This window comes from Sporosarcina limicola, assembly GCF_014873855.1.
Lineage (GTDB): Bacteria > Bacillota > Bacilli > Bacillales_A > Planococcaceae > Sporosarcina > Sporosarcina limicola.
In genome coordinates this window covers 71,038-92,261 of sequence record NZ_JADBEL010000013.1, presented here as the reverse complement: position 1 = coordinate 92,261, position 21,224 = coordinate 71,038, and the positions used below count along the sequence as shown (strand labels likewise).

23 protein-coding genes and 2 pseudogenes are annotated in these 21,224 nt (G+C 37.0%); 24 read left to right on the top strand and 1 reads right to left on the bottom strand.

The window, feature by feature from the left end; genetic code table 11:
• Positions 1 to 88: 88 nt before the first annotated feature.
• A complete protein-coding gene (locus H4683_RS12465; RefSeq protein ID WP_192599163.1) occupies positions 89 to 730 on the top strand; it encodes a response regulator transcription factor in 642 nt (213 codons plus the stop codon).
• A 511-nt stretch (positions 731 to 1,241) separates the two neighbouring features.
• A complete protein-coding gene (locus H4683_RS12460; RefSeq protein WP_192599162.1) occupies positions 1,242 to 1,550 on the top strand; it encodes an ABC-three component system middle component 6 in 309 nt (102 codons plus the stop codon).
• A gap of 127 nt (positions 1,551 to 1,677) precedes the next feature.
• On the opposite strand, the gene H4683_RS12455 is transcribed toward H4683_RS12460, so the two are convergent.
• Positions 1,678 to 2,190: a gamma carbonic anhydrase gene (locus H4683_RS12455; RefSeq protein ID WP_192599187.1), complete on the bottom strand. Its 513-nt coding sequence runs from the start codon at positions 2,188 to 2,190 to the stop codon at positions 1,678 to 1,680.
• A 117-nt stretch (positions 2,191 to 2,307) separates the two neighbouring features.
• On the opposite strand from H4683_RS12455, the gene H4683_RS12450 reads away from it, so the two are divergent.
• From H4683_RS12450 to H4683_RS12350, 22 genes and pseudogenes are all read left to right on the top strand, one after another.
• Positions 2,308 to 3,096 (top strand): alpha/beta hydrolase, encoded by a 789-nt coding sequence (locus H4683_RS12450; protein WP_192599161.1) that lies wholly within the window; start codon positions 2,308 to 2,310, stop codon positions 3,094 to 3,096.
• 97 nt (positions 3,097 to 3,193) lie between these two features.
• A complete protein-coding gene (locus H4683_RS12445) occupies positions 3,194 to 3,769 on the top strand; it encodes a histidine phosphatase family protein (RefSeq protein ID WP_192599160.1) in 576 nt (191 codons plus the stop codon).
• Positions 3,770 to 3,789: 20 nt separating this feature from the next.
• A complete protein-coding gene (locus tag H4683_RS12440; protein WP_192599159.1) occupies positions 3,790 to 3,930 on the top strand; it encodes a cupin domain-containing protein in 141 nt (46 codons plus the stop codon).
• Positions 3,931 to 4,180: 250 nt separating this feature from the next.
• Positions 4,181 to 4,708, top strand: coding sequence for a signal peptidase I (lepB, locus tag H4683_RS12435; RefSeq protein WP_192599158.1), 528 nt, complete (start codon positions 4,181 to 4,183; stop codon positions 4,706 to 4,708).
• 3 nt (positions 4,709 to 4,711) lie between these two features.
• The gene (locus H4683_RS12430; protein ID WP_192599157.1) at positions 4,712 to 5,254 is read left to right on the top strand and encodes a nucleoside/nucleotide kinase family protein; all 543 of its coding nucleotides are present in this window, start codon (positions 4,712 to 4,714) and stop codon (positions 5,252 to 5,254) included.
• Positions 5,255 to 5,268: 14 nt separating this feature from the next.
• Positions 5,269 to 5,817, top strand: coding sequence for a GNAT family N-acetyltransferase (locus tag H4683_RS12425; RefSeq protein ID WP_192599156.1), 549 nt, complete (start codon positions 5,269 to 5,271; stop codon positions 5,815 to 5,817).
• Between the two features lie 57 nt (positions 5,818 to 5,874).
• A complete protein-coding gene (locus H4683_RS12420; RefSeq protein WP_192599155.1) occupies positions 5,875 to 6,060 on the top strand; it encodes a hypothetical protein in 186 nt (61 codons plus the stop codon).
• Between the two features lie 129 nt (positions 6,061 to 6,189).
• Entirely contained in the window at positions 6,190 to 8,346 is a 2,157-nt protein-coding gene (locus H4683_RS12415; RefSeq protein WP_192599154.1) for an ATP-dependent helicase, read from the top strand.
• A complete protein-coding gene (locus tag H4683_RS12410) occupies positions 8,343 to 8,720 on the top strand; it encodes a fluoride efflux transporter FluC (RefSeq protein WP_192599153.1) in 378 nt (125 codons plus the stop codon). The genes H4683_RS12415 and H4683_RS12410 overlap by 4 nt, the downstream gene beginning before the upstream one ends.
• Positions 8,717 to 9,067, top strand: coding sequence for a fluoride efflux transporter CrcB (gene crcB / locus H4683_RS12405; RefSeq protein WP_192599152.1), 351 nt, complete (start codon positions 8,717 to 8,719; stop codon positions 9,065 to 9,067). The genes H4683_RS12410 and crcB overlap by 4 nt, the downstream gene beginning before the upstream one ends.
• Before the next feature lie 123 nt (positions 9,068 to 9,190).
• A complete protein-coding gene (locus tag H4683_RS12400) occupies positions 9,191 to 9,928 on the top strand; it encodes a thermonuclease family protein (RefSeq protein ID WP_192599151.1) in 738 nt (245 codons plus the stop codon).
• 136 nt (positions 9,929 to 10,064) lie between these two features.
• Entirely contained in the window at positions 10,065 to 10,199 is a 135-nt protein-coding gene (locus tag H4683_RS22170; protein WP_338062463.1) for a hypothetical protein, read from the top strand.
• A 14-nt stretch (positions 10,200 to 10,213) separates the two neighbouring features.
• Positions 10,214 to 10,471: a Na+/H+ antiporter NhaC family protein gene (locus H4683_RS22165; RefSeq protein WP_338062462.1), complete on the top strand. Its 258-nt coding sequence runs from the start codon at positions 10,214 to 10,216 to the stop codon at positions 10,469 to 10,471.
• Between the two features lie 330 nt (positions 10,472 to 10,801).
• Positions 10,802 to 11,784 (top strand): annotated as a pseudogene (locus H4683_RS12390) (beta-ketoacyl-ACP synthase 3).
• 248 nt (positions 11,785 to 12,032) lie between these two features.
• Positions 12,033 to 12,234: pseudogene (locus H4683_RS22410) on the top strand (transposase); the annotation flags it as partial.
• Between the two features lie 1,400 nt (positions 12,235 to 13,634).
• Positions 13,635 to 13,886 (top strand): phosphopantetheine-binding protein, encoded by a 252-nt coding sequence (locus H4683_RS12380; protein WP_192599149.1) that lies wholly within the window; start codon positions 13,635 to 13,637, stop codon positions 13,884 to 13,886.
• On the top strand, positions 13,883 to 15,253 hold the full coding sequence (locus H4683_RS12375) for an NAD(P)/FAD-dependent oxidoreductase (RefSeq protein ID WP_192599148.1): 1,371 nt from the start codon (positions 13,883 to 13,885) through the stop codon (positions 15,251 to 15,253). The genes H4683_RS12380 and H4683_RS12375 overlap by 4 nt, the downstream gene beginning before the upstream one ends.
• A 26-nt stretch (positions 15,254 to 15,279) precedes the next feature.
• Positions 15,280 to 15,996 (top strand): SDR family NAD(P)-dependent oxidoreductase, encoded by a 717-nt coding sequence (locus H4683_RS12370; RefSeq protein WP_192599147.1) that lies wholly within the window; start codon positions 15,280 to 15,282, stop codon positions 15,994 to 15,996.
• 15 nt (positions 15,997 to 16,011) lie between these two features.
• Positions 16,012 to 16,797 (top strand): alpha/beta fold hydrolase, encoded by a 786-nt coding sequence (locus H4683_RS12365; protein ID WP_192599146.1) that lies wholly within the window; start codon positions 16,012 to 16,014, stop codon positions 16,795 to 16,797.
• A gap of 26 nt (positions 16,798 to 16,823) precedes the next feature.
• A complete protein-coding gene (locus tag H4683_RS12360) occupies positions 16,824 to 18,560 on the top strand; it encodes an AMP-binding protein (RefSeq protein ID WP_192599145.1) in 1,737 nt (578 codons plus the stop codon).
• A 19-nt stretch (positions 18,561 to 18,579) separates the two neighbouring features.
• The gene (locus tag H4683_RS12355; protein WP_192599144.1) at positions 18,580 to 19,629 is read left to right on the top strand and encodes a fatty acid desaturase family protein; all 1,050 of its coding nucleotides are present in this window, start codon (positions 18,580 to 18,582) and stop codon (positions 19,627 to 19,629) included.
• Between the two features lie 14 nt (positions 19,630 to 19,643).
• Complete coding sequence (locus H4683_RS12350) at positions 19,644 to 20,939, top strand: cation:proton antiporter (protein ID WP_192599143.1); 1,296 nt, start codon at positions 19,644 to 19,646, stop codon at positions 20,937 to 20,939.
• The last annotated feature ends 285 nt before the right edge of the window (positions 20,940 to 21,224 follow it).

Here is a 21,224-nt window from a genome sequence, read left to right as displayed (position 1 = left end):
ATAAGTAAGATATGGTATAATTTTCATTATAACTTAACTGTGAAAAAAAGATAGCATAAAAACTTCCACACTAAGGGAGGGTGCAAGGTTGATAAGAATTCTAATTGTAGATGATCATATTGCTGTTGCGTTGGGAACGAAACTAATCTTGGAAAAAGAAAAAGATTTTCAAGTGATAGCTCTAAATTCTGGTAAGGCTACGTTAGCACTTTTAAAAGAAAAAAAGTTTGATATCTTCATGTTTGACTTAAAAATGCCAGAAATGAACGGACATGATTTGGCCAAAAAAGTGATTGAACTGAATCCCGAAGCAAAAATAATTATTTATACGGGTTATGAAATAGAACCATACTTCAATTCTTTATTTGATTCAGGCGTGTTAGGCTTCATCAGTAAAACAGATTCGGAAGAACAAATCATCAAGATAATCCGATCGTTGTTAACTAACGATGTGATAATCCCCATCAATCTTCTAAAGCAATTAAGAGAGGTGGACAACCGCTTCCAGTTAGAAAAAAGGAGTGCGAATCCTTTAAATGCAAAAGAAATGAATATACTCGAACAAGTTGCTCTTGGGAAAACGAATATAGAAATAGCCGATTTACTATTTCAAAGTACAAGAACTGTGGAATACCAACTAACAAATATTTTTAAGAAATTAAATGTAGAATCAAGAAAAAAAGCGTTGGAAAGGGCAAAGGAACTGAATATAATCAGTATAATTGAGTGAATTTCGTTATATTATTTCGAAGCTTTTTAGTATTTCATTATGGATACCGCAACCAAAAGTTGCGGTTTTATTGCGGATTTAGATCTATATCTGAACTATTAGTAATGGTATAGTTGAAGAGAATCTAACGCCTGTTCCAATGAACAAAATCCGACTGAATAAACTAAATGAGGGTGTAGAATCGCTCATCAAATTCGAAAGCAAACAAGCAGCATTAATTGAGAAATATATCGAGTTATCTGGTGAAGAAAATGAATTTACAGAGCGGGCTTCAAAAGTAAATACTGAATATCAAAAACTTAAAAGAAAATAGCCGAATGATCCCAACGTTATTTTCATGAAGCTACTTACGTTTACTCGTTTCGATAAAGCGAATAGCGATAAGGATCAAGCAGTCTATTTAACTATATTTACTGATCTGTTTAGCAGCTGCTCGATTTTCGAAAGAGAAGCTATGATAGAGTGTTGTTAATCAAAGAAATAACTACGGAGAAGGGGGGTGAGGGAGATTATGTTCCTACCAGGAAAATACGTACATCAGGAAAGAACCCTCGTGACAATCGGGGCTAAAATCATTTATCTCTTTCAACGTCCGCAAAGTGTTTCGAAATTATCGAATTCCTATAAACAGTTGCAGGAAGACGAGCAACTACCGGTTGTCTCCTTCGATGTTTTTATAAACGCCTTATGTTTCCTTTATGCGATAAATCATACCTTGGAAGAATTATACGGAACGAATCATGGAACCCGTTTTTCAGTTGGTTTAAATGAGAAAAGCGGTTTGGGTGTATCATTTGAATTATACAGGGAGGTTCACTAATAATGACTCTAACCGTTATAGGACTTCTTTTAATCGTAGGATTTGTCGGATTGATTATCTTGATTGGACTAGTTATCTTTCTATTCATCAAAAAGTAAGAGCCGCCAGCGAGAGGCAGCTCTTTTCTTTATTTCTGTAATCCTTTGTAATACTGCCCTTTTTCCGCATACTCCCTGACAATCCGATTCATATCCGCACGGTCTTCGTCATTCAATTCACGGACGACTTTTGCAGGGGAGCCGAGTGCTAGCATATTCGGTGGAATCTTTTTGCCTGGTGGGACAAGACTGCCCGCACCGATGAATGCCCCTTCACCGATTTCGGCACCGTCTAGAATGATGGAACCCATACCAACAAGCGCACCTTTTTTGACAGTACAGCTGTGTAGCGTTACTTGATGTCCAATCGTCACTTCATCCTCAAGAATAAGCGAGAATTGAGGGCTTTGATGAAGACAACATAAATCTTGAATGTTCACTTTACGTCCGATAATCGTTGGTGATACGTCACCACGGATTACCGTATTGAACCAGACAGAGGATTCTGGACCGATTGTTACATCACCTGTAATTGTCGTGAAATCTGCGATGAAGACGGATGGGTCAATTTTTGGAGTTTTCTCTTTATAAGGGTAAATTATTGTGTTCTCCTTCTTTCTAAAAATAGTGTATAATTATCATACCAAAATTAATGTTTTAATTGAATAGAGAACGGGGAAATACAGTATAGAAAATAAATAGAAAAGGGGAGAATGTTCATGTGGAAATGGGAGGCGGAAGGGCAGCCGAAAGCTGTTGTGGTCATCGTCCATAATGCATACGAACATCATAACCGTTATGCGTGGCTAATACAAAAACTTCGAAGTAGCGGTTTTCATGTCGTTACAGGGGATCTACCGGGTCACGGAGTTGAGAAAAGTAAAAAGATTCATAATGAGAAATTTGAAACATATGAGGAATTTGTGAAGAAATTGATCACAATCGGATTGACCGATAGTTTGCCGTTGTTTGTGATTGGACATGGTTTGGGTGCAACTCTCATGATGCGAATTTTACAGACGGAGAAAGTCGAATGTGCCGGGTTTGTCTTCAGTTCCCCATGGCTGTCGCTCATACAGCAACCATCGAAATTTTCAATAATGTTGATGAAGTTGACTTCATCAATGAAAATGAATCACGAAATTACCATTGAATTGTTGACTCGTAAATATGATTTATACACAGAAGGCCACCAAGGGCAGAATTATAGCTCAATTATGACCGCTGCGTGGTATAGAGAATTGCAAACGCTCATGAAATCGGTGGCACGACACGAAGGGACTATTCAAAATGTACCGGTCCTTATGCAGGCCGCTGGGAGCGACAAGATAACCGATATTGCACAAGCGAAGAAATGGTTCATCAATCAGGGGCTTTCCGAGTTCCAATATAAAGAATGGAAACGGTTATATCATGACGTTTTTCAAGAACCGGAACGAGAAGAAGTTTACTTGTATACGGAGTCATTTATGAACAATGTGTTGAGATCGCTAGGATATATAGTATGAAAAAATGCCTTAGATGGGCGTTTTATTTTTGGGGAATGATATTGTACTAGGAGTCAGATAAAACAGATGTGAATTGAATAACAGGGGAGTGTAGTAGATGACAACGATCGGATTTGTACGGCATGGTATCACCGCGTGGAATAAAGAAGGGAGAGCGCAAGGGCATTCAGATATTCCACTAGATGAAGAGGGAATTGCCATGGCTGAGCGTATAGCTGAAAGACTATCGGATGAACAATGGGATATCATCTACACGAGCCCATTGATCCGTGCCAGTAAGACAGCGGAAATCATTGCAGAAAGAAAGCCAGGTATCGATCTTGTTGGGGATAACCGTTTACGGGAGTTTTGTGGGGGCTTGATAGAGGGGACAACGGAGTCGGAGCGTGTTGGAAAGTGGGGATTTGCATGGCGAAATTTAGATTTGGGCTTTGAGCCTGATGATGAAATACTTTCCCGAGGCATCAATTTTATTGAAGAAGTGAAAAAAACGCATCCAGGAAAACGGATATTGGTCGTCAGCCATGGGGGTTTCATTGGACGTCTCATTGGATCGCTTGTTCCTAAAGGGGATTTGACATGGGATCTTGGCAACACATCCCTTACGATCATTGAACTTCGGGACAAAGAAAATCTATGCCGTTTGTTCAACTGTACGGAGCATTTACAGTAAGGATTGAAGGAGGAATAAGGATGATTAAAGTCGCCAATTACTATATTCAACATTTAGGTTTGGAGCCTCATCCTGAAGGGGGTCACTTTGCACGTAGCATCGAATCCGCTGAAGAGATGGATGTTAGGGGAGAAAAACGTAAATTGTTCTCGAGTATTTGATCCGAAAGTTCGGGCCTGGTATAAGCTTGGAGTTGCAAATCCTGATTCACTACCTACGTGAGGGTCTATACGATGTAGGACATGTCGACAATGCCGCAGGACGTGGCGTTTTTGGTTAGGAACTATCGTTCAGTAGTTCATCATGGAAGGCAATCTTTAAGTTTTTTTAAGAAAATGAATGAACCTTTTCACATTGTATGGGTGGAATATGGTAAAATAAAGGCATTATATATTGAACGGAGGATTACAATTGAATAAAACTTTCAAAAGAGAACTTATTTCATGGGTAAAATCACTTGCAGTCGCTTTCATCATCGCAATAATTATTCGTCAATTCTTATTTACACCAGTCACGGTGTCAGGACAATCGATGGAACCGACATTCCACAATGCAAATAAGATTATCGTCTCCAAAATCGATAAAATCGATCGTTTTGATATGATTGTTTTTCGTGCACCTGATTCAAAAGATAATTTTATCAAGCGGGTCATAGGGCTTCCAGGGGATGTGGTCGTCATAAAAGATGACAAGCTTACGATTAACGGTGAAGAATATGAAGAAAACTATGTCGAACTGAATAAGAAGGAAATTTTTGAAGGGCAGAAGTTGACACAAGACATCGATGTTGAAGTGCCGGATGGTCAGTTATATGTTCTGGGGGATAACCGGAGAAATAGTACAGACAGCAGGATTATCGGATGCATCGATGAAAAATCGGTTGTAGGTGTTGTCAAGTTCAGAATTTATCCATTCAACGAAATCGGAGTTCCGAAGTGAACGATGATTATCGGCATTGATGGACTTGGCGGATCTGGTAAAACGATATATGCGCGTGAATTGCAGCAGCAAATAGGCGGTTCGATGCTCTTTCATCTTGATGATTTTATTCATACGAAAAAGATTCGTTATAACGATGAATTTGAAGAATGGTATGGCTATTATCATTTGCAATGGCGATACGATTATTTGATTGAGACCTTGCTGCGACCTATGAAAAGTGGATTATGTGTTAATCAAACAGTTGAGTTTTATGATAAAGAAAATGATTGTCATTTGAGACGTTGTATTGAGATACCTATAGGGACTACCGTAATTATTGAAGGTGTTTTTCTTCAACGTTCTGAATTAAGACAGTACTTTGATTTTGTTATTTACTTGGATGTAGATAAAGAAACAAGATTAAAACGTGTAGTAGAACGAGATCTTTATATTGGAAGCGAGGAAGAGATTACTCACAAATATGAAAATAGGTATTTCCCCGCAGAAGAGACATATAGTGAAAAATGTAATCCGTTGGCGTTAGCAGATTTTATTCAGAAATAGAGGAGGAAATATAGTTGACATTCCCTATCTTAGAAACAGCACGTCTTCGTCTGATAGAAGTGCGGGCCGAGCATGCGTCGACAGTTTTCGATATTTTTTCTAATCCGCAAGTCACCAAATATTATGGGATGGATTCTTTCACAGAAGTTGGACAGGCCGAGAAAATGGTTCAGCATTTTCGGAGTACATACGAAGCGAAAAAGGGAATTCGCTGGGCAATCATTATTGGAGACGACAACCGATTTGTCGGTACAATTGGATTGAATAATCTGGCGCTTGGCATGAAGAAAGCAGAGATAGGATTCGAGATTCATCCTGAATATTGGAGGAGTGGAGTCACATCTGAGGCATTGCGAGCTGTTTTAAGTTATTCATTCGAAACACTGGGTCTTCATCGTATGGGGGCTGTCACATTTCCTGCGAACACCGCATCTATCGGGCTTTTGAAAAAGCATGGTTTTAAGCAAGAGGGAAAGTTGAGAAGCTACCTCTATCAAAATGGACAATCCCATGATGCTTCCTTATTTTCTCTCTTGCATACTGAATGGGCTTCAAATGATTAAGACCTTTCTGATGAGGGTATATTCTTATTGTCAACTACCTAAATAGGAGTGGTAAGAATGCCGGAAAATGAAAAAAATCCGCTATCGGACAAAAAGACAGATGGTTTGAACCAGACGAAGATGAAGGGCAAGGAGTTTTCGGATGAAAAGCGTCATACGAATGAAGTTGCTTCCACGGAATATTCCGGTGGTGGAAAAAGGCACGGTGGTATCGAAATCGATCGACTTGAAAATGGCGAATAAGGAAATAATCGAGAGCCTCTGCACAGCATTTGTGTGGAGGTTTTTGTATGGAATACATTAAAACTTCTCTACAAATGCGCGTTCGTATGGTAAATTAGATACAGGGATAGTAAAAGGAGTATCTGTACAATGGCTAATTTTTTTGAACGGAAAAAGAAAGAATTGAATATAGAATTGAATGAGGTGCAAAAGAAAGCGGTCTTGCAAACGGAAGGACCTCTTCTTCTTCTGGCGTGCCCGGGTTCGGGGAAAACAACGACGATGATCATGCGGATTGGCTATTTGATTGAAGAGAAAGGTATTCAACCGAACCGCATTAAGGCAATCACATTTAGCAAGGCATCTGCACGTGATATGACGGAGCGATTCGGGCGGTTTTTCCCTCGGAGTACCCTTGTCGATTTTTCAACAATCCACAGTCTAGCGTTCACAATCGCACGTACCTATTTGAATAAAATCGGTACAACCTATGAACTTATTGAGGGCAACGGAAGAGGAAAGCAGCCAATCAATAAGCACTTTTTACTGAAAGGTCTTTATAAAGAAGTGCTACACGAGGAGTGTACAGATGATGAATTAGGGTCATTATCCACATTCATTAGTTCCATTAAAAACAAAATGATCCCCCTTGAAAAGTGGGAGGAACTTGATGGGCCAATTGACAAAGCAGGACGCATCGCACTGAAGTATGAACAGTATAAAACACGTACAAACGGTCATCTGCTCCTCGACTTTGACGATATGCTAACGATTGCAGTAGGGGCGTTTAAAGAAGACGAGGAACTTGCTGCTCTTTTCCGAAACCGATACGACTATCTTTTGACCGATGAAAGTCAAGATACATCGCTCGTCCAGCACAAAATTGTTGAGCATCTTGTGGCGCATCACAGCAATCTATGTGTCGTTGCAGATGACGATCAATCAATCTATACATGGCGCGGTGCGGAGCCGGATTACCTCTTAGATTTCAAGAAAGTCTATCCGGATGCACATGTTTTGATGATGGAACGCAATTATCGTTCATCGAAAGAAATTGTTGAGCTGACTGCACAGTTTATTAAACGGAATAAAAAACGTTATCCGAAAGAGATGCAGACAGAAAATTCGGCGGTTGGTCCGATTGGCATTCGACAACTGGAAGATCCGAAACGTCAGTTGGAATACGTGACATATGAACTGCTCGGCGAGACCAATTTGAAGGAAGTCGCCATCCTGTTTCGTAATAACTCTTCCTCGACAATGTTTGTCAACGAACTGCATAGGCGTGGCATCCCTTTCTATATGAAAGATGCGGATGACAAGTTTTTCTCTCATTGGATTGTTGAAGATGTGTTGAATTTCATGCGGCTTAGTTTCAATACAGAACGGAAAGACATATTCGCTAAGCTTATTATGAAAATGAATCTGTTTATATCACGCAACATGCTCACCCAATTCGAAAACACCAAAACGAAAGGAAATGTATTCGATGCATTCATTCAAACGGTCGATTTGAGAGATAATCAGATTAAGAAATTAAAAGAATATAAAGAGGTGTACGCTAAAATTCCCGAAATGCGTCCGGATCAGGTAATTCGGATGATTAGGTATGAACTTGAGTATGAAAATTCCCTTAAAAGTCGGGCTGAAAAATTCGGATTCCGCATTGAGAGTCTTCTTGGAATTCTTGACACACTTGAAGGAATCGCATCTCAACTACGAACGATGGTGGAATTTGCTAATCGTTTGAAAGAACTTGAACAAGCTGTTCAAAATGCCAAATTTAATCCTTCTGAAAACGCCGTCACCTTATCGACGTTCCATAGTGCAAAAGGGTTGGAGTTTAGGCGTGTATTTATGATTGATTTGCTAAATGGAATCATCCCATCGGAAGAAGACGAAGGAAATGAGGCGGCGCTGGAAGAAGCGAGGCGGCTCTTCTACGTAGGCATGACGCGGGCGAAAGAAAAGCTCGAATTGCTTTCATATAGTAAATCTGATGGGAAGCCGAAAGAGGATTCGAAGTTTTTGAATGAAGTGCGGGGTCTGCTTATGAAACCTGGCCACGCTGAAAATAATCGGAAGCCTGTGCGGATAATCGCAACTGAAATTCCCCTTAATCCGAACGGCATCGATGACAGTGACGAGCTTACGGTCGGAACAGTTGTGAAGCATCGTGTGTTCGGATGCGGTGAAATTATCAAATGTGAGGGTAATGAAGTCCATATTCAATTCGACAAAATGGAAAAGCGCCTTGATCTCGAAATCTTGCTGTCGAAGAGGTTACTTGAAAAGGTGGCGATATGAAGAAGGTTGTGTGGATTGGTCTCACGGGGGCGGCAGGTGCCATCCTACGGATAAGTGTGGGACAACTCATGTACAGCGAATCGGACTTTCCAACGATGACACTTACGATTAACATCATCGGCACATTCCTGCTATGTCTAATCGTCACTGGGGTTTTTCGGGAAATCGGTGCCGATAAGAAAACCGAAGAAGTTATCACGACAGGTTTTCTAGGCTCATTCACAACGTTTTCAGCCTTGAGCATGGAGACGGTTATGCTTGTTGAAAATGGCCAGTACTTCATTGCTTCATTTTATGTCGTCAGTAGTATCATCGGCGGATTAGCTGCCGGGGTATTCGGATTTCATCTTGGCAAGAAGAAGGTGTGTGCATGACGTTGGTTGACATTTTGATGGTCGGGATTGGTGGATTTTTCGGCGCCGTTATCCGATATCTTATTTCGAAAAACATGAATCACTCGGACGGCATTCCGACGGGTACATTGCTAGTTAATCTAATCGGGTCATTACTGATTGGTATAGTCTTTGGAATGGAGTTATCTCGAATGTGGACATTGTTAATAGCATCCGGACTTGCAGGTGCATTGACGACATATTCTACGGTGAATAAAGAGTTAATTCGATTATGGAAAAACAATCACAAAAACCACGCTTTGATCTATTTCTTGTTAACATATGGCGGGGGTCTTACGTTCGCAGCAATTGGATATAAGTTATTTTAACTTAATTCAGCAAAAGCTTCCGGCGGATGCCACAGATTTTTCAGGAGGATTTATCGAGCAAGCTCGATAAAAATCTTGGCGTATTTGATAAATGCAAAATAGCAAAGAAAAGGAATGAATTAGATGGCGAAAAAAAGAAACGTTTCTAAAAAGAATAACGTAACAAAATCGATCCTCATTATTGCCGCAATTATTATGGTAGCAATCTATTTCCCTGACCTATTTTCAGAGAAAGATAAAACACCTAGCCGTTCAGATTTGATTCCGGTGGAACTGATCAAGACGATAGACGGCGACACAATCAAAATTATGTATGAAGGTAAAGAGCAAAATGTGCGTTATCTGCTCATTGATACACCTGAAACAAATCATCCGCGCCTTGGCAAACAGCCATTTGGAGATAAGGCGAAAGAGCGGAACCAAGAGTTGATGAGTAGTGGGAAGCTTGAAATTGAATTTGATGTCGGTGGACGGACAGATAAATATGGCAGATTGTTAGCGTATATTTATATCGATGGAGAGAGTGTCCAAGAGAAGCTTTTGGCAGAAGGGTTGGCCCGTGTTGCCTATGTTTATCCGCCGAATACGCGACATCTTGATCCATATGAAAAAGTGCAAGAGGAAGCGAAAAAAGCGGGAATCGGTATTTGGGGACTTGAAGATTATGCGACAGATAAGGGTTTCGATGGTGACAAGTATGCCGAAGAAAAATCGAAAACAAAACCTGTTTCCGGCGCAAAGGAATATTTCAAGAACTGTACTGAACTACGCAAAAAATATCCGGACGGCGTGAAAAAAGGGCATCCTGCCTACGCGGAAAAAATGGATGGCAACAAGGATGGATATGCGTGTGAACGTTGAAAAGTGTGATTGCCCACTATTAAAAAACACTTAACTTCTAAAATGGTCGTGTTACGATTCAAAATAACCATATTTTTGTAAAAAGTGTAAGTGCCGCCGGCTTGAAGCAGGATTGGTGGAAGGGGCAAGGGCGGGAATGAGTGCAGTATTCCTATTCTTCTTCATCCAGCTCCTAATTAGTAGCTGGATGATGGGGACGATTCCGACATTAATCTATATGAGCTTTCAATTGATTACGCCGACCTTCTTTTTCGCCATCGTTTTATCGTGACTTCGATTATCGGTGTGTTGATCGGAAGTTCGTTGACAACGGTTGCGACGGTCGGAGTTGCATTTATCGAAATGGCAGGGGTACTTGATTTGTCATTAGCTATAACTGCTGGAGCAATTGTGTCGGATGGGTTCTTCGGTGACAAGATGTCTCCACTTTCGGATACAACGAATCTTGCGGCATCGATTGTCGGTGTCAACCTGTTTGAACATATCCGCAATATGGGGTGGACAATATTTCCGGCATTCCTGTTATCCCTGCTGTTTTTTTAGCATCATGTCGCCGAGAACCGATACTGTCGAGTTGGCTGACGTTGCGGTCTTCCAGGAGGGGATTTTAAATACAAGGATGATTCATTGGTATAAGGGCAGTCCCACTTATCGTGTTGTTCATCTTGACAATGAGTAAGGCTCCCGACCCTTCTGACATTTATGCGTGTCAGTACCGATTCAATTCTATCTATTTTGATTAAAAAGATTCTACAAGAAAAAGAATTCTTTATTTACATGAAATTATTGACACTTACATAAATCAACGTATACTTGTTATCAAGTACTAATATTAAATGCTATAATTTACTTATATTTGAAAGAGGTGATAAGTTGTTATCCAGAGCAAGAATATCAGCCATAGGTAGTTTTGTACCGGAAAAGCGTTTAACGAATACCGATTTTCAAAGTATAGTTGAAACAACTGATCAATGGATTTTGGATAGAACGGGAATGAAGGAAAGACGTATCACAAATGAAAATGAATTTTCATCACATTTAGCCATCAAAGCTGTAAAACAACTTGTTAAAACATATAAAAAAAAATTGACGATGTGGACCTCATCATAGTAGCTACTACAACCCCAGATTACCCCTTTCCGAGTGTAGCTTGCCTAGTTCAAGATGCATTAGGCATTCAAAACACCGGAGCGATTGATATAAATGCTGCTTGTGCAGGCTTTACACATGCTCTTCATTTAGCGAACTGCCTTATTACTGCTGAAGCTCATAAAAAAATACTAGTTATTGGTACTGAAACGTTAACAAAAGTAACGGATTATACAGATCGTTCAAGTTGTATCTTATTTGGTGATGGTGCAGGAGCTGTAATGGTGGAAAGAGACGAAAACTTTTCAGGTTTTCTAGTATCACATTTAGGTAGTAACGGTGACGGGGGAGAGCATTTATACCGGTCTGGCCTTTCTAAAACCATGAAGGGGAAGGAACTCGCTGGAAGTGGGAATATAGTACAAAATGGCAGAGAGGTTTATAAATGGGCTATCCGGACTATACCAAAAGGTATGAATGAATTACTTGAAAAAAACAATATGTCAGTCAGTGATTTAGACTGGTTTGTTCCCCATAGTGCTAATTTAAGAATGATTGAATCCATAACCGAAAAGTTAGAGATTGATAAATCAAAATTATTGCATAGCGTAGAGTTTTTTGGGAATACTTCATCTGCTTCTATTCCATTGGCTTTAGACCTGGCTGTAAAGGACGGTAAATTGAAATATAATGATACACTGGCTATTTACGGATATGGCGGTGGCCTGAACCACGCAGGACTTATTTTGAAGTGGGGAGTAAACTGATAAATAAAGAAGCAGAATAAACAAATGGGAGTGCTGAAAATCACAGCCTATATAGATCCAAATTAAAAAGTGGGTCAAACGATAGGGTCAGACTGTAGACAAACTCGATAAAAATCGATTTGCCTACATTTTTTTGTATAAAAAAGTTACTAAGACTACTTGAGGCGGTGAATGATGTTATCCAAGAATAATAGCCCTATTCACTGAGATCAAGTTGAATTAATTGAGATTAACGGGTTTTCTCTGCGAACCATCTAGTTAATAAAATTGATGTTGCGATTAATTTTTCTTTTATCTATCAGTTAGTTTTGTATTTTTGGTGTAGATCGTCCAAGTATCGGCCCTGTGATATTAAATGCCGTTTATTCAATACATCTTAGGTATCGTTCGATACGTAAAACAATAGAAGAAATCGAAACAAATATAGCATATCGCTGGTTTCTCGGATTTTCTGTTGTATTTTAAAGGATGATTTAGATAAGAAAGTCAAGTCTATTGAACACGCATTTGCAGATGGTAAGGAAAAGCACAGTATGCGATGGAAACACTGAGAGGCTAAAAAATTGTCCATGCATTTGATACTAACTTTTTTTGCTGAGAACTTAAAAAAAGATTTCCAAGTGGATTTTGTCAGGTCCAGAAACGGCATAGAAAGCGGTCATGCATAGGTCTATTTCTAAGAGAAATACAAAGGAAATCACGAAAGGCACTTCGAATGGCCCTATTCGAAATGCCTTTTGTTTACAAACCGAATCAATCCATCGTTTTTTTGATTTGGTCTTTTCATTTATCGCGTTAATTTATAACTGTAGCCTCTTGGAGTAAATAAGGTGAAAAACTTGAATTTGTAAGAAGATTGCTGAAAATCCCGATGGATATCTATTTTGGGGGTAGCGATTCATTGTGTCAAAAGGTCTATAAAATCAACTATAAAACCGATGTATGAAAGTATATAACAACCGCACGTGGCCCAGAAAAATGGAGCAGATTGTATAAGGAACGAAGCGCAGCCTAATTTTTAAAAAAGCATTTTGGACTACGGAGTAGTCTGTACTTTGAGAAAATTTTAATTATAAAATTGATTCAAGTGTATTTAATTTTAGACTCAACACCAACGAATGTACTTAGCTTTTACAACAACCTAGAAGTTCCTCGTTACCTTCTAGTTAAATCGATTATTTGCTAGTACTTTCAACCGTGGAGGATACGGAATACAGATGTTTTTTGTATATTTTTTATATCAAGTACAGACTATTGTGTTGAGCTTAAATTTAAAGGCGATATTTCATTCGAATTTGAATGAAATGTCGCCTATTTCTATGCCTAGGAATTTAAAAATCTCGAACTGTGGATAAGTTACAAGTTGGAGATTTGTCGGCTAGACTCCAGCGCTTTTGTTCTTGGTATTTCTTAAATCTTTTATTAAGGTAATAATCCGTTTGAGCTTTACTGCGAATACGACCATGGCTCTCTACATTAACCTTCTCTTTGACAGCAGGAATACATGCTTAATCAAAAAGTGGTTGAAATTTTTTTGTCAACGTGAAATTGAATTAGAAAAAGAACTCATCAAAAGTAAGTTCACTATCGTGGAGGCTACACATAGAAAAGCACATCTCACATATCTAATAACCGCAGTTATTGAAGTCGAAGCTTACGGAATCTTGTTTAAGAACTTGGCTCGATCACCGAAGCTTTAGGCTCCATTTCGCGGAAATATTTAAATGACATCCGTATTTAGAGCGTTCAACGACATCTATACCCTCTTTTTATTTTAAAAATATAACTTGACGACAGATTCCTAGTAGGTTACATTGAAGTTATATTTTAGGAGGAGGAGTTCGCTAATTATGAGTAATGAAAAACTTTTAATTGAAGTCATAGAAGTCTTAAAAAAGCACGTAGAAAAAAATCAAAAAGATTCAATAACTGAACTTAGCAATTTACAAGACTTAGGTATTGATTCATTGAATAATATTAAAGTTATTTTATCCATAGAATCAAAATTCGATGTAGAATTTAGTGAAGAAGATGCTGCAAATATTTCTACAGTAGAAGACTTGATAAAGTTTATTAAAGGTAAACAAGGAGTAATTTTATGAGAATGGAAAAATACGATGTTGTCATAATAGGTGCAGGATTATCAGGATCTTCAACAGCTATACGCCTATTACAACAAGGTATTAAGCCTTTAGTAATAGAAAAAGCTAAATTCCCCAGAGCAATAGTTGGCGAAGGATTATCCCCTATATGTAACATTTATCTTAAAGAATTAGATGTATATGACGAAATTTATAACGGAAATTTTTTCAAAAAAAATTCCTTGCAAATTATCGCTCCAAGTGGTGGAAAAGCATATACTCAAGTGGATTTTAAAAAGAAAGAGTACCAAGATGGAAACCATGCATTTAATTGGGGATACAACGTAAAACGTATTGATTTTGATATGGTCTTCTTTAATAAGGCTAAAAGTATGGGGGCTGAAATAAGAGAAGAACATACACTTAGAGATATTATTTTAGGTGAAAAAGATGAAGTAACTGGAATTATTGTAAGAGATAATCAAAATGAAGATATTTTAATAGAAACAAAATTAGTTATCGATTGTTCCGGTAGAAGCTCTATTTTCGCTAGTAAATTACAACTTAGAGACAAGTTAGATCATGTGTTTGATGGTCAATGGGCCAATTTTGCAGTGAGATGCTATTTCGAAAATTTAAATTTGGAACCATTAATTAAAGATAATCCGAACTACCATAAAGGTACTGTTAATATGTTACCTTTTTCAGATTGTTGGTATTGGATTATTCCCCTTGAAGATAATTTAACAAGCATTGGATTCGTTGCTAGAAGTAAAATGAACGATATTTTTGCCGGCTATGATGATAAACTACTTGCTTATAGAGATTTGATGTCTAAGCATCCAGTACTTAAAGAAGTCATTGAGGGAGCAAATATGCTTGATAGTGTCGCGGTTACTTCACGCCTTGGTCATATGAATAAACAGATGAGCGGACCTGGTTATCTTTGTGTAGGAGATAGTGCATTTTTTGCTGATCCTGCATGGGCGACTGGAATGACGATTGGATTAAAAAGTTCAAAACTTGCTGCAGAAGTAGCAGTAGAAGCTTGTAAGAAGCAAGATTTCAGTAAAGAATTTTTAAATCGTTATGAAGAAGTGTATAGAACTTACTTGGAAAACCCTGTAAATAGTATTAGGGCATACAATTACTATTACAACGATGTTGATTATGTGGAATTTTTAGTTGATCGACTCGCCAAAAACCCAAGTGAAATGGATTTAATGGGTGCTATATTATTTGAGTATGCCAACCATACACAGTTTAGAGATTGGACTTTCAGAGCATATAAGGCCTATGTGAAAGAGACAGGGAAAATACCGCAAATGGATAAAGTTTCGCAGTTTGATTTTGAGCAAGGAATTAATAAAACAGTTCAAAGTATTTAGTAGTGGAGATAAAGGAGACTAAGTTTATGCCAAAAGAGTGCTTTATTGTTGCTGGTGGGCAGTCAGGGATTGGGAGATCCTTGGTCTCCCTCTTGCAAAAAGAAGTTGAAACTGTATTTAATTTCGATCTTTTTAAAAATCATGATATAACGAATTGCTATGAAAAAAAGGTGGATTTAAATAACTATTCTCAGTTAAAAAAAAAAATATCCGAGATTTCAAATGAATATAGTATAAAAGGAATTGCCGTTGTTGCAGGAATAGGGTATATCACTCCTATTCACGAATTGGATTCTGTAAAGTTTTCTAAAGAAGTTCAAGATAATCTTCATATTGTCTTCAATATGATTAAAGCTAGCTTACCTTATTTGGTAGAAGGTTCTTCGATTGTGACAGTTTCTTCTACAAGTATTTATGGTTCTAGTGGGAATAGTGTAGCATATGCGGCCGCTAAAGCCGGAGTGATAGGTCTTACTAAAAGTTTAGCAATGGAACTCAGCTCTAAAAATATACGAGTGAATTGCGTTGTACCTGGAGCTGTTAATACTCAACTTTTTGAAAGTTTGACTCGTCCAACTGAGAGAAGACTAATGAAAGAATTCACACCATTAAAAAAAATTGCAGAACCTGTAGATGTAGCTAATTCAATTCAATTCCTTCTATGTGATAAATCTAAACATATTACCGGACAATCATTAGTAGTCGATGGAGGTTTATCAATGGCTTACAAATTATACTTATAAGAGGTGGTTAAATAGATGTTTGAATTAAATTGTGAAATTATTAACGCTGGTAATCCTGAAAGAATCATTTTTTTTAATCCTCTGGCAAGCGATTTCACTGTTTGGAAATCTATGGTTAATTTCTTTAAAGAAGATTATGAAGTTGTTTTAATAGACTATCCGGGTTACGGGCTCTCTCCATATGAACCTATCCAATCATTAGAATGGCTTAGTGATAAAATCTTATCGCAGTTACAAACGCTCGATCTAAAACCTACTCATTTAATCGGTTATTCTTTCGGTTCTTGGATAGCTCAACGTTTAGCAACTAGTGAATTGCTTAACATTAAAACACTGAGTTTAATCGGTTCCTCTGCTCATGTTTACCAATTAGGAATATTCATGACCGAAGGATGGTTGGAAATATTGGAAACTTGCGGAGTAGATGCTATGTTGAAACAGTTATCGTATTGGAGTTTCCATCCGCTGACGTTCCAACAAAATCCTAAACTTCTCAATATTTATGTCCGTTCATCTAAAAAAGGCATTAATAATATTGAGACATTAAAAGACCAAATCAAAGCAATCTCAAACTACCAAGAAGCGACAGACCTTTCTCGTATAAGTGTTCCAACTCTTATTCTTAGAGGTGAGTATGATATTTCTTATCCGAAGTTTTGCTCTGAAAAACTTATTAAACTAATTAAAGATACAACATATATCGAAATTGAACATTCTGCTCATTCAACTTTATGGGAACAACCAAAAGAAGTCATTAAAGCAGTTTCGACTTTTCTTAATAAAATAGATAAAAAAGATTAAGTTGATTAGGAGTGGAAAAGCAGATTATGTCTGAATTGAAAACTAAGGAAAATCTCTTGATTAATGATTTACTATTTAACCTTAAAGATGAAAAAATAAAGGGTCATCATTTTTTCAACAATAAGGAATTTGAATTTGAAAGCTATAGCACACTTGTAAAAAACGCCTTTAAGTTCGGTTCATATTTAAACGAGCAAGCAGTGGTAACACGTTCCGTCTGCTTACTATATCTTACTACACCAAAAGAGATTTTAACCTGTTTTTACGGTGCTATCTCTAAAGGTTTTATACCTTTAATATTACCAGCTATAAAAGCTTTAAGTGGAAAGGAAGTATTACTGGAACGTATCAAAGAGTGGCATTTAAGATTTGAAAAAAATTCCGTATTAGTAATAGGCGATGATGAATCATTATCTATTGAACAGCTTCCAAAATCGCTCAGAGTAATTTTATTTGATCATTTAGATATTTCTTCTCAGAACATAGAAATTGAAAGTCCATTAAATAGAATGAGCGATTTTGTTCCGTCTTCGAATGATATTGCTTATATACAATTAACAAGTGCTTCTACCGGTAAAAGTAAAGGAGTTGCAATTTCACATAGAAATGTTATTCATAATGTTTCAGGAATTACAGAAGCCTCACGGCTAACAAAAGGGGAATTTGGGTGTTCATGGTTACCTCTCTATCATGATATGGGGCTTGTAGGTGCAGAGATATTCTGCTTATATAATAACTATTCTTTAGTTCTGATGTCTCCATATAACTTTTTAAGAAAGCCTCTTAGATGGTTAGAAGCTATTGATCAGTTTAAATGTACACTTAGTCCAGCCCCTAATTTTGCATATAGTTATTGCTGCGACTTAATTAAGGATGATAAGCTAACTGACTTAGATTTATCGTCTTGGAAAGTGGCTTACAATGGATCTGAACCTATTAATGTTGATACGCTAACAAGATTCAATGAAAAATTCAAACGGTATGGATATAAGAGCAGTATAATGACACCTGTTTATGGACTTGCTGAAAATACTTTGGGGGTAACTTTTGATGACGTTCAGGCTGAAGCAAATTTTCTAGTGATTGAGCGAAAGAATATAGCTTTCAATAAAAAAGTGAAAATAGTCGAAGAAGTTTTTGACTACAGTCTAAAAAATTACTCGACCACTGGTCAATACCTCACAGCTTTTTCTTTAGGTAAGTCACTATCAGGTCAATTTGTATATATTGTCGATGAAGAAGGTATAGTAATAAACCACGAAGAAACGATAGGACAAGTAGTAGTAAGAGGTAATTCTGTTGCACTAGGATATATAACTCAAGAATCAATAGATTTCGAATTAAAAGAATTTAATGGGGCTGTGGAAACTGGCGATATTGGTTTTATCAGGAATAAAAAGTTGTATGTGATTGAAAGAATAAAAAATATCATTATTAAGAACGGTGAGAATTATTTTGCTAATGATTTAGAGACTCAGCTTTCTCGAAGTTTTGGTATTGATGAGGGGAGGATTGCCGTGTTCGAAGTAACATTAAACAATAGTAGTAATATTGTAGCATTAATTGAAGCCAGAACTACCGAAGAAGCTAAAATACTTAACAATAAAAGTCGAATGAATTTATCAGTAGACCTTCCAATAAATAGTTTTATTTTCGTTAAAAAGGGACAGATACCGAAAACGTCAAGTGGAAAGAAACAACATTTTAAATGTAGAGCATTACTAGTAGAGAACAATTTAAGTATTATTAATGTGGAATCTTAAATGAAATGGAGGAATTAAGTTGATTATCAAAGAACATAAAATGATTATTAATTTAATGTCCAAAAAAGATTATGCAAGAGAATTGAGACGATTATTGCCAAAAGAGGCATTTAAACGTTCACCTAAAAGAATTGGTTGGTTTTATTTGCATATGTTAATCATTGCAACAGGGTTCTTTTGTATTTTTTCTTCGGACAATCTTATTCTCTATTTCTTACTATCGTTGCTTATAGGGCAAAGTATGGGGATATTAAGCTTTTTAGGACACGAAATTATTCACGGCACAGTTGTAAAAGGAAAAAAGAAAATATTTTTTTTTGGTACTTTATGTATGTTTCATTGGGGAATGTCCGCTAATGTTTGGATAGCGTGGCATAATCGTAAACATCATACTCATACACAAAAATGGATGGAAGATCCTGATTGTTTTGGTCCTGTTATTCTTTTCCAAAAGAGCACTACTATGCAAAAACTACAGAAATTAACTCCAGGTTCGAATTATAAACGTAGTTACTTTTTTCTGCTCTATTGGTTTTCCTTCCATACAATGTTAATGATATTTAAAACACCTGGTTTATTTAAGAGTAAAAAAGAACATTTGTACACGAAGATTTTTCACCTTATCACTATGATAGGTTGGCCGGCCATCCTACTTCTCTTAAATCCTAAATATTTAATTTTTTTATGGCTAATTCCTTTGGCGATAAGTAACTTTTTAATGATGGGGTATATTGCAACCAATCATTTTCTAAGTCCTTCAACAAATAAAGTAAACGATCCTTTAGTAAATTCTTTAACTGTTAGAAGTTTTAAATTGTTAGAAGCGTTTCATCTTCACAATAATTTTCATGTAGAACATCATTTGTTTCCTGAATTAAATCCAAAATATGCTCCACTTGTCCAGAAACTAATTTTAGAAAGGTGGCCGGACAAATATCAGCAAATGTCTCACTGGAAAGCATTAAAGATGGTATATAGCACTCCTAGATTTTATAAGACCGAAACCAAATTAATAGATCCTCGCACAGGTAATCTAGCAAATACATTACTGGCAGAATACTTGGATTAAAAAGGAGCGTAACAATGGGACAAATTGAATTGTTTCTAAATATTACTGTAGGTTTAATCATGATTATATTACTAGCTCAATTGTTTGGCTCAATGGCTCAAAAAGTAGGTCAACCCAGAGTCGTTGGTGAGATGATATCTGGAATTTTCCTAGGACCGACTTTTTTCGGATATTTACTTCCAGATATACAAGGACAAATTTTTAATAATGAAACCATTTCGATACTTTTTGTTTTAAGCATAATAGCTCTTGCCTTTTATATGTTTATAGTTGGTCTTGAGATTGATTTCTCGAAATTAGAGAAAAGCGTAGCTAGGCATACTTTTTTTCTTTCTATAGCTGGTTTTTTTCCAGCTGCTATTACTGGATTTTTAGTTGCTTTCCTCTTATATGGTAATTTCGTGGTGAATAGTAACTCTTTAGTCTTTTCATTATTTATCGGAACAGCTGTAGCAATGACAGCATTTCCAATGCTAACAAGGATTCTTGAAGAAAAAGGAATAACCCATACAAAAGTGGGAACTCTAGCTCTTTTTTCCGCAAGTATAATTGATGTTTTTTGTTGGATTTTATTAGCTGTTGTTTTAGCTTTACATAAAGCAAATGGTTATGGCTCTGTTTTGTTCACATTTTTTGGTTTACTTCTCTTGGTGATAGTTGGATACTTCATTATTCGACCAATCATTCAATGGATGATTACCACCAAGTTTCAGAATGCAATTAAAGATAATGAATCCTTACCTCCAGTTTTATTTGCAACAATTCTCTCCTTAATATTGCTGTATGCCATTTCCACGGAAGTTTTAGGCCTATATGCAGTTTTCGGTGGTTTTGTTTTAGGAGTGTGTATGCCACGGAAGAAGTTATTTCAGAAAAAGCTGATTGCAAGTATGGAACCTATGGTTAAAGTTTTTCTTTTACCTATATTCTTTGCCTATTCCGGGTTAAAAACACAATTTATAGGGTTGATGAACCCTTCTATTATTTCAATAATAATTATCCTAACAATTGCTTGTTTTATAAGTAAATATGGAGCATGCACCTTAACTATGAGGGCAATGGGATATTCTTGGCGAACCTCATCTTCTGTCGGAAGTTTAATGAATGCAAAGGGACTAATGGAACTCATTTTAGCTAACGTTGGGTTATCCACTGGAATAATTTCCGAGGAAGTCTTTGCTTTACTAATTATTATTTCAGTTATCACTACAGCCGCAGCTATGCCATTGTATAATTATTCATTAACAAAAGAATCACGAATCCTGCAAAAAAATGGGTCTAAGCCAACATCCTTGACACAAAAAAATTAAATCTATTTTAAGCCTGAATCCAATCACGGATGATTTAGTAACCAGAGAAATCAATTAAGAGGGAAATTATTATTGCTAGTATTTTAGGATATAGGAAATGATATCCATAGATTTCGTTCCTGTAAAGTGAAGTGTATAGATGCCTCACCCTTCTTATCGTCCCCTTTGCTACGACATGAGTTTTCCAGTTGCTTTGCTTCACCACGGCCACCTCTAGGTGAAATTTCGTTAATCTGGTTATAGGTAGTTATTGGCTTGTTTACTATGATGGTTTTTAGTACCAAC